The organism is Deinococcus radiophilus, assembly GCF_020889625.1.
Classification (GTDB): domain Bacteria; phylum Deinococcota; class Deinococci; order Deinococcales; family Deinococcaceae; genus Deinococcus; species Deinococcus radiophilus.
In genome coordinates this window covers 1,620,687-1,636,744 of the sequence record NZ_CP086380.1, presented here as the reverse complement: position 1 = coordinate 1,636,744, position 16,058 = coordinate 1,620,687, and the positions used below count along the sequence as shown (strand labels likewise).

The window sequence follows — 16,058 nt, the reverse complement described above, 5'->3', positions numbered from 1 at the left end:
CGCTCAGCGGCGTCCGTACACCGCCCAGCGCAGCAGGCTTTCAAGTGGTCCACGGCCATACCGGGCCAGATACAGGCGGCTCAAGGCAATCTGAGCCAGCGCCAGAACCAGCGCAGTGCCTACTGCTGCTGCCGCTCCGACATGGCCGCGCAGGTCAAACGTGTACGGGTAAAAAATACTGGTCAGCACGATGGACTGACTGATGTAGTGCGTCAGTGCCAGTCGCCCACTGTTCGACAGGGCCTGCAGTGCCGGGAGGCCAGGACGCTGAACCACAGCCAGGCCGAACAGTCCTACATACCCGAAGGCCATCGGCAGGCCGCTGACAAGCCGCATGCCCTCAGACAGCAGACCGGCCTGCTCCGTATCCACCGTGTTCAGATAAGCCAGGCCCAGGCTCAGCGGGATACCCAGACCCAAGCCCCAGCCCAGCAAACGGCGCAGCAGGGGCAAGTGTTCGGCGGGACGGGTCAGCAGACCAGAGCGGTAGGCCCAGCCCCCGAAGGCGAACAGCGGCAGCGTGATACTCGCCAGCCAAACACCGCTCAGCACTTGCTCGGGCACCTCGGCCAACCGTGCTTGCAGCATGCTGGCGTAGCTCTGGCCCGGCGCAAAGGTTTCCGAGAACAGCTGCCGTGAACCCGGTGTGGTGCTGAACATGCCGTAGCCCGCCACGTAGTTGAGCACGCCCAGCAGATACAGCCCCCAGGCCCAGCGCAGCAGTGCCGTGGCCCGGAAGCGCAGCAGCAGCATGAAAATAAAAGCGCCCACGGCGTAGCCGGCAATGATGTCGCCGTGCCACAGCAGCGCGAAATGCAGCAACCCAATGACCAGCAGCAGCAAGTGCCGCCGGATGTACAGTGCTGCGCCATGCCGCTCCCACAGCCCCGCCGCGCCCCAGCCGAACAGCATGGCAAACAGGGTGATGGACTTGCCATTGAACAGCACGTCGGTCATCACCTGTACAGCGCGGTCCAGGCCCTGCTGTTCCCACATCCGAAAACCTGCGAAGTCCTGCACGTTGATCAGGGCGATACCCAGTAGGGCGAAGCCCCGCAGTGCATCCGGCAGGAGGGCACGGTCCTGCGCTGCCACTGGGGCGTGAACAGACGGGGCTGCATCGGGAGGCAGGACAGTATCGGGCGCAGGCTGGGTCACAGTCCGAGGCTAGCGCAGCGGCGGGCTCAGGGTGCTGGCTGGATCAATGCCCCATCACTTCGCCGTAGCGGCCTAGAATCAGGTAAATGATCCAACCCGTCACCGCCACATACAGCCACACCGGCACTGTCCAGCGGACCCAAGCGCGGTGCTTGGCAAAGGCCTCACGGGCTTCCGCCACCTGTTCGACACGGGCCAGGTTGCCTGCGGCCTTGAGGCCTTTGTAAGCGTAGCCCAGCGGAATGACGGCCAGCGGCAGGTTGGCCGTGGCCAGGGCCACATGGCTGATCAGTAGGGCAAAGTAGGCTGTCCGCCACTCCTCCGGTCCGGCATAGGCTTTTTCGTAGCCCAGGGCCAGGCGGGTCAGGTACAGTACCAGAAAGAGTGCCGCTAAAGCGCTGGCCGTCAGCATGGCCCGCATATGTTTTTCGCGTTCCCCAGAACGAATGAAAAAGACTCCCGCCAGCAGCGCGAGGCCGCTCAGGACAATCGTGGTGACAGCAGCTTGGTTGATGATGGCGGCATCTGGAAACATTGCAGGTCACTATAGCGGTGAGCTGAACGGGCGGTCAGGGCAGAGAGTCCCTGCTCAGGGTCGCGGGTTCAGCCCACCCGCCGCCGCTCACGCGGCTTGGCCGAGTCGCCCCGCACGCCGGGTCGCTCGGACCAGCTGCCCCCAGGCAGGGCGTCAATCATTCCAAAGGGCGTAGGCTGCGTCAGTCGTAAGAAGGTGTGCGGCTGCGTGGCAGAGCGCCAGACCCCAGCCCCGCCAGGCCGCAGCACGAAAACTTGGCTGTCTGCTGCTTCTGGGGAGTCCGTCACTGGACCATCGGGGAGGCGCTGGACATGGATGCCGTTTCCCGCCAGCCGTACGATGCGCTGGGTGCCCACCGGAACCTGCCACTCCCGCACCCACAGCAGCACGGACACCGGGTCCAGATGGTCTTGTAGGAGCGGCAACTCCGCCTCTTCGCCGCGCTGCCGTAGCCGCACCAGGCCGCTGCGGTAGTCGAGACTCAGGTCGTAGCCCGTGCGTCCGCCTTCGCCCTCGGTATAGCCCAGCTGCGCCAGGGTTCGGGGGTGCAGGCGGCTGGTCTGCTGCATTCGCAGGTGCGGCAATACTCCCCCGAATTCCGTATCCACCCGTGTCACCACCGCGCCGCGTTCCGGGTGAATGCTCCAGCGCTGTGTGCCAGCGTACTTGCCGCCCAGGCTGAGGGCCAGCTCGAACTCCTCGCCTGCCTGGGCCCAGTGGGGCAGGCCACCGCTCAGGTCGAACAGGCCGGGTGGACCTGCCGGGTCAGACATGATGCTGACTCATTGCCCGCTCAGCTCAGGCCAGAAACTCTGACCGGGGCCGTCCCACTCTGCTTTGAGCGCATCGGCAGCAGTGGCGCCCACATCGGCGAAGGTCTGTCGGGTTCCCAGGTCGGTCAGACCGCTCATGCCTGGGCGGTAACCCAGCAGAAGGCCATATTCACGGGTGTGATCGCTGCCGTACCAGCTGGGGTCGTTGCCGTGATCCGAGATGATCAGCAAGGCTCCGTCTTCGGGAACAGCCGCCAGGAATTCCGGCAGCGCGTTGTCGAAGGCTTTCAGCGCCGCCGAGTACCCTTCAGGGTCGCGGCGGTGGCCGAACTTGGAGTCGAAATCCACCAGATTGGTGAAAATCAGCCCTTCGGTTCCTTCCTGCGCAGCCTTGTGCATCCGGGCCAGCGTCTGACGGATGCCGTCGGCATTGTCGTCGGTGTGGTGCATCTCCGTAAAGCCCTGCCCAGCGTACAGGTCCGGAATCTTACCGATCCCGATCACTTCGCGGCCAGCTTCCTTGAGAGCGTCCAGTACGGTGCGTGGCGGCACCAACGAGTAGTCCTTGCGGTGGTCGTTGAGCCGTTCGAAAGGGGACTCACCGGCAAAGGGACGGGCAATCACGCGGGCCACGGCGTGTTCACCTTGCAGAATCTCGCGGGCCGCCTCGCACCAGGCATACAGCTGCTCCAGCGGCACTTTGTCCACGTGAGCGGCCACCTGAAAGACGCTATCGGCGCTGGTGTAGACGATGGGGTCGCCCGTCTCCAGATGCTCGCGGCCATAGTCCTTAAGAACTTCGGTGCCGGAGTAGGGCAGGTTGCACAGGTGCCCGCGCCCAGTGGCAGCGTCAAAGCGGTCCATCACCTCTGGCGGAAAGCCCTGTGGGTAGACCTGAAAAGCGTTCTCCAGCTGCACGCCCATAAACTCCCAGTGTCCGGTGGACGAGTCCTTGCCGGGGCTGACTTCTTCCATGCGCCCATAGGCTCCGGCTGCGCCGCTCACGTCTGGGATGGTCGCCTCGTTCGTCTCGACGCCCGGGATAGCTCCGAGGCCCAGGCCTGCCAGATTCGGCAGGGTCACTGGGGCAGCGCGTAGGGTGTTGTTCAGGGTGAACGAACCTGCGTCTCCGCCTTGCTGCGGGTCGCCAAATCGTGCGGCGTCCGGCAGGGCACCCACACCAACGGAATCCAAAACAAGAATGGTCAGTAGCATGGGTACAGCATAAGCGGGAGGGCTGCGGGAGAGTGTTTGATGGAGACTTGTCAAAAGTTTCTCTGCCGTTTTTAACCTCAGCTCTGTTCAGTCGGTTGCTCGGGCAGCAGAACCATCACTTAGCATGGGTCTATGTCACCGCACCTCCTCGCCGCGCCGCTCTTGGCCGGGCAGCGCCGCGCCCTGGCCCGCGCTATCACCCTGGTCGAAAGTACCCGGCCCCAGGATGAAGCGTCGGCCCAAGAGTTACTCACCGAATTGGCCCCGCAAGGGGGCCGGAGCATTCGTATCGGGCTGACTGGCGTACCAGGCGTAGGCAAAAGTACGTTCATTGAGGCGCTGGGGCTGTGGTTGGCTGAGCGGGGCCACCGGGTGGCGGTGCTGGCGGTGGACCCCAGCTCAGTACGGACTGGCGGTTCCATCATGGGGGACAAGACCCGCATGCCCGGCCTGAGTGTTCACCCGCAGGCTTTTATTCGGCCCAGTCCGTCGGGAGGCACCCTGGGCGGGGTGGCCCGCCGGACGCGCGAGGCCATGACCCTGTGCGAAGCTGCTGGTTACGACGTGATTCTGGTCGAGACGGTGGGTGTGGGCCAGAGTGAAACGCAGGTGGCCGGCATGACCGATCTGTTCGTGTTGTTGACGCTGCCCAATGCCGGCGATGAGTTGCAGGGGATCAAGCGCGGGATCATGGAACTGTGTGACCTGGCCGTGGTGAACAAGGCCGACACCGATCCCAAGGCTGCCAACCGGGCACAATCCCAGTTGACGGCTGCCCTCAGCCTACTGACCTCCCACGCCGCTGAGTGGCATCCCCGCGCCTTGCAGGTATCGGCGCTGACAGGTAAAGGAATAGAGGGATTCTGGGAAGCCGTGCAGCAGTTCAGAGGAGAAGTGGACCTGTCTGCCCGCCGCCGTTCCCAGACAGCGGCCTGGTTTGACGAGCTGCTGCGCGAAGCCGTCTGGAAGGCTTTTGCTGCGGGCCGCGCCGAGGAACTGGCCGCGGCACGTGAGCAGGTGCAAGCTGGCCAGCAGACACCCGTGCAAATGGTCCGCCAGTTGATACCATGAGCTACTGCCTCCTTGTAAACAAGCGTGACGCAGTTGACAGGGGCCGAGTCTGCGGCTATCCTTTACTCCGCTGCTTTATGTAGCCCTTTGGTCCGGTAGTGTAGCGGTTAGCATATCTGCCTGTCACGCAGAAGGTCGCGGGTTCAAATCCCGTCCGGACCGCCAAAGTCTCCCCGTTGGGGAGCATCCTTGGCAATGTAGCTCAGTTGGTAGAGCAAACGACTGAAAATCGTTGGGTCGGCGGTTCGAGTCCGCCCGTTGCCACCACTCTTTATTAGCTGCCAGTGTAGCTCAGGGGTAGAGCAACTGATTCGTAATCAGTAGGTCGTCGGTTCAATTCCGACCTCTGGCTCCACAACAGAGACCCGCCTAGCGCGGGTTTTTTTGCTATGTCGGCCTCTGACTCAAAACCTGCTTTGCTCAATCGTCTTAAGTGGCGGACCTATGAGGAGGTGTCAAGCCGCAGGCCCACCGTGGCTGCCTGGCTCCCCAAGTCGACTTATTGATAACGGCATAAATTGACATTGACCCAATGGATTGCCGAGCGCGCTACACAGTCGCCACCACCCACCAATCAATGCAGACTACTGCCGTTCTCAATAAATGGTGAGCTGTTTTTGCCCGACTTCTGGGGTGCTTTTCTATACGTTTTGATGACTGGGACGGTGTTGAGTATGCCCCTAGAGGGGTATGCCGTTTCTGCGGGTACAGACTTTCGAGTATTCTGGAAAACAATGAATGTTTGCCGTGATAGGAGCCGAGGATGACCCGGCTGGGAAGTAGGCAAGGTCTGCCCCTCTGGGCCAAAATCCTGATGCCGCTACTGATGCTGCTGATTCTGGCCGGTGGTGTTGCGGCCTGGTTTCTGACAGGCCAGACTGGTCCTGCTGGGGGCGGGGAATACACCCTGGAAGTTCAGCCGGGAGATACCCTGGCCGCTGTCGCGCAGGAACTGGAAGACAACGAGGTGGTCCGCAGTGCCGACGCCCTGCGCTATGAGATGCGCCGTGCTGGAACCGACGGTTCGCTCAAGGAAGGCCTTTACGATGTCAGCGGTCAGATGACTGTAGCCGAGGTGGCTGAAGCGCTGGCTGGCACCCCCCGGATTCCTACCGTGAAGGTAGCGGTGCCCGAGGGCCTACGGATCAAAGACTTGCCACCTATTTTCGAGAAGTCCGGCTTTGACCCGGCGGCCATTGAAGCAGCCCTGAATGACCCTTCCCTGAGTGAGTACGCCGAGCTGAACCTTGAAGGTTTCGTATTTCCAGCCACTTATGAATTCAAAGAAGGCGCCTCTGCCGAAGAAGTTGTAGGACAGATGGTCAGCCGCATGAATCAGGAATTCACTCCTGAGCGCGTCGCTCAGGCCGAATCGCTGGGCCTGAATGTCTATGATTGGGCCACCCTGGCCAGCATGGTGCAGGCCGAAGCGGCCAACAACGAGGAAATGCCGATCATTGCGGGGGTCTTTCTCAACCGCCTGCGCGACGGCATGACGCTGGGCAGCGATCCCACAGTGGCTTACGGTCTGGGCAAAGACCTGCCTGAACTGGACCGCAGCGCGGGTGACTTTGATGTGGACCATGACTGGAGCACCTACACCCGTCAGGGCCTGCCCAAGACGCCGATCAACAACCCTGGTGCGCCTGCCCTAGAAGCGGTGCTGAACGCCCAGCGTCAACTGGCAGATGGGCGTGACGCCATGTACTTCCTGCACGGCAAAGACCAGAAGATTTATGTGAATGCCACCTATGATGAGCACCTGGCAGACCGAGAGCGGTACATGTAATTTGATTCTGGCATTTGAAGGTGGCTGAACAATACAGCCCACGTCCAGCTCAGTTGAGCGGCGTGGGCTGATGCCTTGGGTGGGCGGTCTAGATGTTGTGCTCCTGCTGCTGGACCCACTGCGGCTCGGGTTCGATGCTAGAGGCAGGCGCCTTGCCTGCTTCCAGTCCAGTGCTGGCCTCAGTTTGCAGGGCCCGCACAGTCATGTCGGCCTGGCACTCGATCTGGCAAGACAGACGTACCTGACCCAGCAGGCCTTTTTCCTCCAGCTTGCCTCGCTCGGCCTGGGTCATCTGCTGTGGTTCGCCCAAGGTGAACTCTACCTGGCAGGTGGTGCAGCGGGCCTGGCCCCCGCAGCGGTGCAGGATGCCAGTGCCCAGGCGCTCGAGCGCCAGCACCAGGCGTTCACCCTGCGGAACTTCAATTTGGCCAAAACCTTCGGCATTCACGGTGATAGTGGACATTTGTGCATTGTGGCATCTCAGCGCCACCCACCAGGCCAAATTCAAAGGGGACAATTGGGCCTTTTGACCGGGAGGGTCGCCTCTACAATGGCAGCTGGAACCCGCGAGGCCCCGGCGCTGCACTGGACGGGCGCAGAGCAGGGGGGTTGGGCGCGGTGAAATGCGACCGTGGCAAAGGGAGGAGAAAAGACCTTGAGCGAGGCAAATATGCGGGGCACACAGGCGCGGCCTCAGTCGGGGCCGGTCAGCCGGGGACTGATTTATCTGGCCTGGGGCGCCCTGATCTACAACGTGGCCGTGATTCTGTGGGGGGCCGTGGTCCGGGTGACTGGGGCAGGGGCCGGCTGCGGCGATCACTGGCCACTGTGCAACGGCGTGGTGGTTCCGCCGTCACCGACCACCGAAACCCTGATTGAGTTCAGCCACCGCCTGACCAGTGGCGCGAGCGGCTTGCTGGCCTTGGCGCTGATTGGTCTGGCCTTCCGGCAGACGGGCCGGGGCCATCCGGTGCGGCTAGGCGCGGTCCTCAGTTTCGTGTTTATCCTGCTGGAGGGTCTGGTCGGTGGGGTGCAGGTGCTGCTGGGCCTGACCGCCGACAGCACCGACCCGGCACGCGGGCTGTTTCAGGGCGTCCACCTGGCGAACACTTTCGTGCTGCTGGGCGTACTCTTACTCACGGCGCTGTGGGCCTCGGGTTTTCCGGGGGTACGCCTGCGTGGTTTGCCCGGCACCCGAAGGCGGGTACTGTGGCTGGTGGGCACCGGGCTGCTGCTGTCGCTGCTGGTCGGCATGACTGGGGCGGTGACCGCGCTGGGCGACCTGCTGTTTAGGCCCACCCCAGGCTCACCGCTGGATACGGTCCGCAATGACTTTGGGTTGGACGCCCACTTCTTCGAGCGACTCCGGGTACTCCATCCCCTGATCGCTATCGGGACCAGTGCCTATCTGGTCTGGATGGCGGGGCGGGTGCGTGCTTTGGTGTCCGGCGCACAGGTGGGCCTCTGGGCCACGCTGCTGACGGTCGGGGTGGCGCTGCAGGTGACTGCTGGCTTTGTGAACGTCTATCTGCGTGCGCCCGACGCCATGCAGCTGCTGCACCTGCTGCTGGCCTGTATGCTGTGGCTTATGACGCTCCTGTTGGGCTACTTTGCCCTCTATAGCCCAGATTCAGACGCTGCGCCCCAGACGTCAGCTTCCCCGGTGGGCACGGGAACCGGAGTCACCGGATGACGGCGGGCATGGCCGAAACCAGGCCGGAGCGGATCAGCGCCACCTGGCGTGACTACCTCGCACTGACCAAGCCCAAGGTGATCAGCCTGCTGCTGTGGACCACCCTTACTGCCATGTTCATGGCGGCCCAGGGGTGGCCGGGTGAGACTTTTTGGTCCGGCCTGTGGCTGCTGATTGTCGTGTCCTTGGCCGGATACGCCTCGGCGGGGTCGGCGGGCGTATTCAATATGATCATTGACCGCGACATTGACCTCAAGATGGCCCGCACCGCTCAGCGGCCCACCTCATCGGGCCTGATCTCCAGCCGCAACGCTTTTATCTTTGGGGCCGCTTTGCAGGTGCTGTCCTTCATAGCGCTGTGGGTCTGGGCCACCCCACTGGCCGCCTGGATGAGCTTGGCGGGGTTTTTGACTTACGTCGTGATCTACACCATGTGGCTCAAGCGCACCACCTGGCACAACATCGTGATCGGGGGGGCGGCGGGCTGCTTTCCGCCCCTGGTGGGTTGGGCCGCTGTCACAGGTGATCTGAACCTCTTTGCCGGATTCCTGTTCGCTATCGTCTTCTTCTGGACTCCGGTTCATTTCTGGGCGCTGGCCATGATGATCCAAGACGAATACAAAGAAGTCGGCATTCCGATGTTGCCGGTGGTTCACGGCGACCGGATGACGGCCGCGCAGATTGGGCTGTACGCCATCTATACGGTGGTTCTGTCAGTCATGCCGGTCTATTTCGGCGCTGTCAGCTGGCTGTACTTCATCTCGGCCCTGCTGTTGGGTGGCTGGTTGCTGTGGTTGTCTTGGAAGCTGTACCGCTATGTCATGGGCGGCGGGCACCCCAACAAGAAGGAAATGCTGCCGCTGTACCTCTATTCCATGTTGTACCTGGCCCTGCTGTTCGTGGCGGGCGCCGCTGACCGAGTGCTGTTGACCTGACGCGCTGTCCCCGTGGCCGTTGTGGGGCCACGTTCAGACCACATGTTCCCTGTGCCAATGAGGACAATTGACACCGTGTCAGGGTGATCTGATAGGAAGACGTGCGACTTGTCAGAGATGAGGGACGGCGTCTTTCCTGGCCGGCTGTAGGATTTCCTTGCAGCCGCGTCCTGACCAAACGTTCGGCAAGCCTGCACGGCCACACTGAACCTCTGCCCATAGGGTCCGCAGCCAGATTCGCCGCCCCGAGTGTCCCTCTGTATGTCCGCGTCCAGGGGAAAACATGTCAACATAGGCGTGGCATTCTTGCTTAGACTATTGAGAGCGAGGAAAGGAGAGATGTTGAACACCAAGCGTACCTGTACCGGCAGGGCAAAGGGCCTGCGGGCCAGAGGCAGGCGTGGCCTGGCCCTGACTGGTTTGCTGGGACTGGGGTTGCTGACTGGCTGCCAGCCGGCACAACAGACCTTGACCATCGGTGACCTGGCGTCCCGCTACAACGTAGCGATGTGGGAGCTGAGCATCGTGGCCATTGCCCTATCCATCATTATTTTTCTGGGCGTATCGGCCCTGCTGTTTTATACGGTCTTTCGGTTCCGTGAAGACAAGAACCCTGACGAGGCCCAGCAGTTCCACGGCAACGACAAGCTTGAAGTCGTGCTGGTCGGCTTCCCAGTCGTTATTGTGCTGCTGCTGAGCGTGCTCAGTGTGCGTACGATGGCGCAGACCACCCCGGTGGTCGAGGAAAATGTCGGGTCCGAAATCACCGCGCTGGCCAAGCAGTTCTGGTGGAACTTTACCTACACCGATACCGAGTCGGCAGCGGGCGGTCTGGTGGCCAACGGCAACGAGATGATCATGCCTGCGGGCCGGAGTGAATCGGGCGACCCGATTGACACCAAACTGACCCTGCAAGCGGGTGACGTGATTCACGAGTTCTGGACTCCTAACATTGGGGCGCAGCGTCAGGCCATTCCAGGTTCGGAAAAGGTCTGGACCGTTCACACTGACCGCCCAGCCGTTTATCAAGGCAACTGTAACTACTTGTGTGGCGCTTCTCACGCCAACATGCGTTACAAGGTCATTGCGCTGGACCCCACCGACTACGCCACCTTTATTTCTGCGGCGCAAAACTATGTGGCCCCTGAGCCTGCTCCCGGCAGTGCCGAGGAGCGCGGCTACAACCTGTTCATGAACGGTAAGGCCGAAACGGGCGCGGTGGCCTGTGCGGCCTGCCACCGCGTGCAGGGCACCCCCGCCAACAGCCCGGTCGGCCCCGACCTGAGCTTTTTCGGAACCCGCCGCACCCTGGGGGCTGGCATGTGGGAAGCGCCACTAGAGCAGGGCTGGGATGATCCTCAGGCCAATCAGCACCTGATCAACTGGCTGACCAACAGTCCTGGCGTCAAACCCGGTAGCCTGATGCCGCCCTATGACGGCAGCACCTATCAGGTCAATGGTCAAGAGCAAAAAGGCGGCGTGTTGACCGCTGAGGAAATCTCGGATGTCGCGGCGTATCTCAAGTCGCTGCAGCTGCCCGAAGAGGCCAATTACTGGCAGAAGGTAGAACGCTTCAACAGTGAGTCCATCTTGCCCGGAGGTCCACAATGACGGTCCAACACTCTTCCCACACCGCCGAGCGTAAAGGCATTGGTGCGGTGCTGTGGGACATGATGAACACCGTAGACCACAAGAAGATCGGGCTGATGTACATCATCCTGTCGCTGGTGGGTCTGGCGGTGGGCGGCATCCTGGCCGTGATGATTCGTCTGCAACTGGCACTGCCCAATCAGGACTTCCTGGTCGGCAACATGTACAACCAGGTGCTGACCATGCACGCGGCGGTCATGCTGTTCTTCTTCTTGATTCCTATCGGCCTTTTCGGCTTCGGGAACTATTTCCTCCCCCTGCAACTGGGTGTGCGCGATGTGGCGCTGCCCCGGCTCAACACCTTCGCGGTGTGGTCCTTCGCCTTTTCGCTGATTCTGGCTTTGCTGGCCATTGTGGGCGGCGGCTACCCCACTGTCGGCTGGACGTTCTACTACCCACTGACGCTGGACGGCAACCAGACCGGCGTGGCCATTTTCATGATGGCGATTTTGCTGAACGGCCTGGGTTCGTTGTTCGGGAGCGCCAACTTTGCTGCCACCATCATGAACCTGCGTGCCGAGGGCATGAGCCTGTGGCAGATGCCCATCTTCACCTGGTCGCTGTTCGCCACGGCCATCTTGCAGCTGATCAGCCTGAGTGGCCTGACTGCCGCTGCGCTGACCACCTTCTTGGAAATCAAGCTGGGCCTGAGTATGTACAAGGCCGACATTGGTGCGGCGCCCGTACTGTTCCAGCAGTTCTTCTGGTTCTACTCGCACCCGGCGGTGTACGTCATGCTGCTGCCTTACCTGGGCATTGCTGCCGAGGTGGCGAGCACCATGAGCCGCAAGCCGCTGTTCGGCTACCGCGTCATGGTGTACTCCATGATGGCCATCGTGTTTGTGTCGCTGCTGGTGTGGGTGCACCACATGTTCGCCGTGGGCGTCCCTGAAGCCTGGCAAATTGCCTTCATGATCGCCACCCTGATCGTGGCTGTGCCCACGGGCGTCAAGATCTTCAACCTGATCTTCACCATGTGGGGTGGCCGCATCATGATGAAGACGCCGACCCTGTGGCTGGTGGGCTTTATCTTCAACTTCCTGATCGGTGGAATTACCGGCGTGTCGCTGGGCATGATTCCCTTCGACTATCAGGTGACGGCCTCTTACTACGTGGTGGCCCACTTCCACAACGTGATGATGTTCGGCACCGCCTTCCTGGCGATGGCCGGTATCTACTACTGGTGGCCCAAGATGACGGGCCGCTTCCTGGACGAGAAACTGGGCCGCTTGCACTTCTGGCTCTTTATGATCGGCTCCTGGATGACCTTCCTGCCTCAGTACATCCTGGGTCTGCTGGGCATGCCCCGCCGTTACTACACCTACCCTGAGGGCAACTACGCCTGGACCGAGCTGAACTTCATCAGCACCATCGGTGCCTTGATTCTGCTGGTCGGCGGCGCCGTGATGGTCTGGGCCATGCTGCAGAGCATGCGTAAGCCCATCACCGCTGGACCCAACCCCTGGGGTGGCTACACCCTGGAGTGGGCCACCTCCAGCCCGCCTCCGGCTTACAACTTTGCGGTGGATTTCCCCAAGACCTTCCCTTCCGAGCGTCCGCTGTACGACTGGGAGAAGAACGGTGACACCCTCACCCCGCTGGACCCCAAGACCATTCACCTGCCGGTGGATAGCCCCTGGCCTTTCCTGACGGCCTTTGCGCTGCTGCCTATGGGCTTCGGTCTGACCTTCGGCTGGTTTACGCCTTATCTGCCCGACACTGGCCTGCAAAGCTGGTCCGATATGACCGGACTGTTCAAGTTTGCGTCGGTCCTGCTGTACCTGAGCTTGCCGCTGTTCTTCTATGCGCTGTTCAAGTGGGCCGGCACCCGTGAATACGACGTGCCGGTGGCTCACCACGGCGTGACCAAGTACGACAACGGCTTCCTGGGTATGGCCTGGTTCATCATCTCGGAAGTGACGCTGTTCGGCGTGTTGCTCGCGGGCTTCATCTACTACCGCGCCACTGGGCTGGCCGAGCCTGATCCGATCAGCCGCCCGGCCATGTGGCTGGCAATCCTGAACACCATCGTGCTGGTCAGCAGCTCCATGACCATTCATACTGCCGAGCAGATGCAGCACCAGGGCCGCCACAAGTGGGCACGTATCCTGATGTTCATCACACTGCTGCTGGGTGCCGTGTTCATGATCTTCCAGGTCTATGAGTTCACGCTGTTCGGCCTGGAAAGCGACTGGCAGCAGAACCTCTGGCAAGCTTGCTTCTTTATCATCGTGGGTCTGCACGGTCTGCACATCTTGATCGGCGCCACGGGTGTGGCCCTGCCGTTCTACCAGTCCATGACCAGCAAGATTGACAAGTACAACCACGGCTCTCTGGCCCCTGCCAGCATGTACTGGCACTTGGTGGACGTGGTCTGGCTCCTGATCGTGGCGCTGTTCTACGCCTGGTAAACCTCGCTTCTCGCTCTGACGAATGCCTCCCAGCTTGGGGGGCATTTTTTATATTGGTCCATCCGGGACACTGTTCACCACTTGGCCCGTTACCCTGGGCGGGTGAAATGGTTGACTCCTGTTCTCCTGCTGATTGCTGCCGTGTTGGCGGGCCTGCTCTTTTTGCGCCAGACAGACCCGCAGCCGCAGTACGGTACGGCCCTGGCCGACCCCAAGCCTCTGCCTGCGCTGACACTGCTCAGTGACCAGGATCAACCGGCGGCACTGAATGATTCACAGGGCAAATTGCGGCTGATCTTTTACGGATTCGTGCGCTGCCCGGATGTCTGCCCAACCACGCTGGGGGTGCTGTCCAGCCAGTACAGCGCCTTACCTGCCGACCTACAGGACAAAGTGCTGGTGCAACTGGTCAGTGTGGACCCGGTGCATGACCGACCGGCGGTGCTGCGCGAGTACCTCAACAGGTTCGATGACCGCTTTGTGGGTCTGACTGGAGAGACAGCGTCCATAGATGAAGCCGCCCGTAGCATGTTCGTGGGCATTACCCGCCTGCCTACCGCCGAAGCCACCGATCACTCGGCGCACATGAGCGCCAACACCGAGACAGCACAGAGCGGCGCAAGCGTGGACACGGGTGCTGCCCCCCCACAGGAAAGCGCTGCCGAGGCGGCCATGATTCACAGCGATCAGGTCAGCGTGGTGGATATCCAGGGTAATTTTGTGCGGGTGTACGGCAATCAGGCGGTGGCGAGCGGCCAGCTGGCTCAGGATCTGCCCGCACTGGTGGCGCAGTATGGTCCACAGTAGGCTGGACACCCCTTTATTCGGGCCATCAAGTAACGTACAATATCCATTATGACCTCAGCAGAATTCTCCGATCATGCCTTGCGGCCACGCAGTCTGAATGAGTATGTCGGGCAGACCAAATTGAAAGACAAGCTGGGCGTGTACCTGCAAGCGGCGCGGGGGCGCAGCGAGGCCCTGGACCACACCCTGCTGTTCGGCCCGCCGGGGTTAGGCAAGACGACGTTGGCGCACATTATCGCTTACGAGTTGGGGGTGAACCTTCAGAAGACCTCTGGCCCCGCCATCGAAAAGCCGGGTGACTTGGCTGCCATCTTGACCAACTCGCTGGAAGAGGGCGACGTGCTGTTTATTGACGAGATTCACCGCCTGGGCCGTGTGGCGGAGGAGCACCTCTACCCCGCGATGGAAGATTTCAAGCTGGACATCGTGCTGGGACAGGGCCCAGCCGCCCGCACCATCGAGCTGCCGCTGCCGCGCTTTACCCTGGTGGGCGCGACCACCCGCCCTGGTCTGATCACCGCACCGATGCGCTCGCGCTTTGGGATCATTGAGCACCTGGAATATTACACTGCCGAGGAAATCGGTCAGAACCTGCTGCGCGACGCTGGCCTGCTGGGTTTCGCGCTGCAAGGGGAAGCCGCGCTGGAGATTGGAGGTCGCAGCCGGGGCACCATGCGTATCGCCAAGCGGCTGCTGCGGCGGGTCCGCGACTTTGCCGAAGTGGCCGGCGAACCGGTGATTACCCTGGAGCGTGCCCACGACGCCCTGGACAAGCTGGGTCTGGACAGCGCCGGACTGGACGACCGCGACAAGAAGTACCTGGAAACCCTGATTCACCGCTTTGCGGGTGGTCCGGTCGGTGTGGATACGCTGGCCACGGCGATCAGTGAAGACGCGCTGACGCTGGAAGACGTGTACGAGCCGTACCTGATTCAGCTGGGCTTTATCAAGCGCACGCCACGTGGCCGGGTGGCCACCGCTCACGCCTACGATCACCTGGGCTTGCCGGTCAGCGGTGACGGTGATCTGGGCTTTTATGTGAACTGACCTGGACTGTCCCTGGCAGGTCGCGCTGCGCTGTCGCCACTGTAAGTTTGTGTGAGGCTGAGTTCACTGGCCTGCCGCTACACTTGGAGCATGGCAGAGGTCACCGTCCAGATTTTCGGCACCAAAAAGAGCAAAGGCGCACGCGCTGCCGAGCGGTTTTTCAAGGAGCGGCGCGTGGGGGTGCATTACGTGGACCTCGCTCAGCGCCCCATGAGCAAAGGCGAACTGACCCGCTTCGTGCAGAAATTTGGCTTGAATGCCCTGCTGGACATGGAGGGCAAAGCCTACAAAGACGCGGGCCTGGAATATCTGCGGGTCAGCGATGACAGCCTGCTCCAGAAAATGCTGGATGATCCTGGTCTGCTGCGCCTGCCCCTGGTGCGCGGCGGCAAGCGGCTGGCGGTCGGGGAGGACACTCAGGCCAAAGCGGTCTGGGCCGAGATGGTTGGATGAGGCGCGTAGGTCTAGTGGTCTTGGGTGCGTTGGGGCTGTGCGCCCTGCCTGCAGTTCAGGCCCAGTCCAGCATTTATCAGCGCCATGACCTGCTGGGCGAAGTGTATCAGGCCGCCAGCTTCGCGCCCTGCCGTGAGTGGGGCTGCCACGAGCTGAGCCGTACAGAATCAGGTGTCACCGTACAGCTGCTGGGGCTGGATGTCCGGCTGAAACTCAGCCTGTCGCCCTCGGGGCGGGTGATGGGAATGGAAGCGGTGACCCCAGCGCAGGGCCGCCTGAACACCTACTGGTCACGCCTGACCCGTCAGGCATTTGGCCTGACACTGACGCCGCAGCAGTTCGCAGGGTGCTTCGCGGAGCTGCGTGGTGCCCAGGCGTCGCGGGTGCTTCATGGGGGTGGCGGCGAGCATTACGGTGTGCAGTGTTTCCGTAGGTCGGGGTATCAGGGCATCCGGCTGTATTTCGACTGGTGATGGTGAGAACAAAAAAAGAAGCCGGACAGTTGAGTATCCGGTTTCTTG

15 protein-coding genes and 3 tRNA genes are annotated in these 16,058 nt (G+C 61.7%); 13 read left to right on the top strand and 5 right to left on the bottom strand.

Annotation, left to right across the window (positions count from 1 at the left end; translation table 11 throughout):
- Positions 1-3: 3 nt before the first annotated feature.
- From LMT64_RS08270 to LMT64_RS08255, 4 genes are all read right to left on the bottom strand, one after another.
- On the bottom strand, positions 4-1,158 hold the full coding sequence (locus LMT64_RS08270) for a DUF418 domain-containing protein (RefSeq protein ID WP_126351103.1): 1,155 nt from the start codon (positions 1,156-1,158) through the stop codon (positions 4-6).
- A gap of 43 nt (positions 1,159-1,201) precedes the next feature.
- Entirely contained in the window at positions 1,202-1,693 is a 492-nt protein-coding gene (locus LMT64_RS08265; protein ID WP_126351104.1) for a DUF420 domain-containing protein, read from the bottom strand.
- A 68-nt stretch (positions 1,694-1,761) separates the two neighbouring features.
- Positions 1,762-2,466, bottom strand: a complete 705-nt coding sequence (locus LMT64_RS08260; RefSeq protein ID WP_229253151.1) for a hypothetical protein — start codon at positions 2,464-2,466, stop codon at positions 1,762-1,764.
- 9 nt (positions 2,467-2,475) lie between these two features.
- Positions 2,476-3,681 carry a phosphopentomutase gene (locus tag LMT64_RS08255; RefSeq protein ID WP_126351105.1) on the bottom strand — a complete coding sequence of 402 codons (1,206 nt, stop codon included), beginning with the start codon at positions 3,679-3,681 and terminating at the stop codon, positions 2,476-2,478.
- Between the two features lie 132 nt (positions 3,682-3,813).
- Here LMT64_RS08255 and meaB point away from each other — a divergent pair, with 132 nt between their 5' ends.
- The 5 genes from meaB to mltG all read left to right on the top strand — a co-directional run bounded on the left by meaB (position 3,814) and on the right by mltG (position 6,541).
- Positions 3,814-4,752: a methylmalonyl Co-A mutase-associated GTPase MeaB gene (gene meaB, locus LMT64_RS08250; RefSeq protein WP_126351106.1), complete on the top strand. Its 939-nt coding sequence runs from the start codon at positions 3,814-3,816 to the stop codon at positions 4,750-4,752.
- A gap of 89 nt (positions 4,753-4,841) precedes the next feature.
- Positions 4,842-4,917, top strand: a tRNA-Asp gene (locus tag LMT64_RS08245).
- Positions 4,918-4,943: 26 nt separating this feature from the next.
- A tRNA-Phe gene (locus LMT64_RS08240) sits at positions 4,944-5,019 on the top strand.
- Between the two features lie 13 nt (positions 5,020-5,032).
- Positions 5,033-5,107: transfer RNA gene (locus LMT64_RS08235), tRNA-Thr, on the top strand.
- A 408-nt stretch (positions 5,108-5,515) separates the two neighbouring features.
- On the top strand, positions 5,516-6,541 hold the full coding sequence (mltG, locus tag LMT64_RS08230; protein WP_126351107.1) for an endolytic transglycosylase MltG: 1,026 nt from the start codon (positions 5,516-5,518) through the stop codon (positions 6,539-6,541).
- Positions 6,542-6,629: 88 nt separating this feature from the next.
- Here mltG and LMT64_RS08225 read toward each other — a convergent pair whose 3' ends face one another.
- A complete protein-coding gene (locus LMT64_RS08225; RefSeq protein WP_229253150.1) occupies positions 6,630-7,004 on the bottom strand; it encodes a 2Fe-2S iron-sulfur cluster-binding protein in 375 nt (124 codons plus the stop codon).
- 207 nt (positions 7,005-7,211) lie between these two features.
- On the opposite strand from LMT64_RS08225, the gene LMT64_RS08220 reads away from it, so the two are divergent.
- The 8 genes from LMT64_RS08220 (at position 7,212) to LMT64_RS08185 (ending at position 16,010) form a co-directional block, all read left to right on the top strand.
- Positions 7,212-8,234, top strand: coding sequence for a COX15/CtaA family protein (locus LMT64_RS08220; protein WP_126351141.1), 1,023 nt, complete (start codon positions 7,212-7,214; stop codon positions 8,232-8,234).
- Entirely contained in the window at positions 8,231-9,169 is a 939-nt protein-coding gene (locus tag LMT64_RS08215) for a heme o synthase (protein WP_126351109.1), read from the top strand. Before LMT64_RS08220 ends, LMT64_RS08215 begins: the two co-directional genes overlap by 4 nt.
- Positions 9,170-9,508: 339 nt before the next feature.
- Positions 9,509-10,780 (top strand): cytochrome c oxidase subunit II, encoded by a 1,272-nt coding sequence (locus LMT64_RS08210; protein ID WP_229253149.1) that lies wholly within the window; start codon positions 9,509-9,511, stop codon positions 10,778-10,780.
- The gene (locus LMT64_RS08205; RefSeq protein ID WP_126351111.1) at positions 10,777-13,230 is read left to right on the top strand and encodes a cbb3-type cytochrome c oxidase subunit I; all 2,454 of its coding nucleotides are present in this window, start codon (positions 10,777-10,779) and stop codon (positions 13,228-13,230) included. Before LMT64_RS08210 ends, LMT64_RS08205 begins: the two co-directional genes overlap by 4 nt.
- 102 nt (positions 13,231-13,332) lie before the next feature.
- A complete protein-coding gene (locus tag LMT64_RS08200; RefSeq protein WP_126351112.1) occupies positions 13,333-14,037 on the top strand; it encodes an SCO family protein in 705 nt (234 codons plus the stop codon).
- Between the two features lie 48 nt (positions 14,038-14,085).
- Positions 14,086-15,084, top strand: coding sequence for a Holliday junction branch migration DNA helicase RuvB (gene ruvB / locus LMT64_RS08195; protein WP_126351113.1), 999 nt, complete (start codon positions 14,086-14,088; stop codon positions 15,082-15,084).
- 90 nt (positions 15,085-15,174) lie between these two features.
- A complete protein-coding gene (locus tag LMT64_RS08190) occupies positions 15,175-15,537 on the top strand; it encodes an ArsC/Spx/MgsR family protein (RefSeq protein ID WP_126351114.1) in 363 nt (120 codons plus the stop codon).
- Positions 15,534-16,010 carry a hypothetical protein gene (locus LMT64_RS08185; RefSeq protein WP_126351115.1) on the top strand — a complete coding sequence of 159 codons (477 nt, stop codon included), beginning with the start codon at positions 15,534-15,536 and terminating at the stop codon, positions 16,008-16,010. Before LMT64_RS08190 ends, LMT64_RS08185 begins: the two co-directional genes overlap by 4 nt.
- The last annotated feature ends 48 nt before the right edge of the window (positions 16,011-16,058 follow it).

Bases quoted from the DNA above. Each gene is read 5' to 3' on its own strand.
- LMT64_RS08220 (WP_126351141.1), top strand. From the start codon at position 7,212: ATGCGGGGCACACAGGCGCGGCCTCAGTCGGGGCCGGTCAGCCGGGGA.
- LMT64_RS08210 (WP_229253149.1), top strand. From the start codon at position 9,509: ATGTTGAACACCAAGCGTACCTGTACCGGCAGGGCAAAGGGCCTGCGG.
- LMT64_RS08215 (WP_126351109.1), top strand. From the start codon at position 8,231: ATGACGGCGGGCATGGCCGAAACCAGGCCGGAGCGGATCAGCGCCACC.
- LMT64_RS08255 (WP_126351105.1), bottom strand. From the start codon at position 3,681: ATGCTACTGACCATTCTTGTTTTGGATTCCGTTGGTGTGGGTGCCCTG.
- meaB (WP_126351106.1), top strand. From the start codon at position 3,814: ATGTCACCGCACCTCCTCGCCGCGCCGCTCTTGGCCGGGCAGCGCCGC.
- LMT64_RS08260 (WP_229253151.1), bottom strand. From the start codon at position 2,466: ATGTCTGACCCGGCAGGTCCACCCGGCCTGTTCGACCTGAGCGGTGGC.
- LMT64_RS08225 (WP_229253150.1), bottom strand. From the start codon at position 7,004: ATGTCCACTATCACCGTGAATGCCGAAGGTTTTGGCCAAATTGAAGTT.
- LMT64_RS08190 (WP_126351114.1), top strand. From the start codon at position 15,175: ATGGCAGAGGTCACCGTCCAGATTTTCGGCACCAAAAAGAGCAAAGGC.
- LMT64_RS08185 (WP_126351115.1), top strand. From the start codon at position 15,534: ATGAGGCGCGTAGGTCTAGTGGTCTTGGGTGCGTTGGGGCTGTGCGCC.
- ruvB (WP_126351113.1), top strand. From the start codon at position 14,086: ATGACCTCAGCAGAATTCTCCGATCATGCCTTGCGGCCACGCAGTCTG.
- mltG (WP_126351107.1), top strand. From the start codon at position 5,516: ATGACCCGGCTGGGAAGTAGGCAAGGTCTGCCCCTCTGGGCCAAAATC.
- LMT64_RS08265 (WP_126351104.1), bottom strand. From the start codon at position 1,693: ATGTTTCCAGATGCCGCCATCATCAACCAAGCTGCTGTCACCACGATT.
- LMT64_RS08205 (WP_126351111.1), top strand. From the start codon at position 10,777: ATGACGGTCCAACACTCTTCCCACACCGCCGAGCGTAAAGGCATTGGT.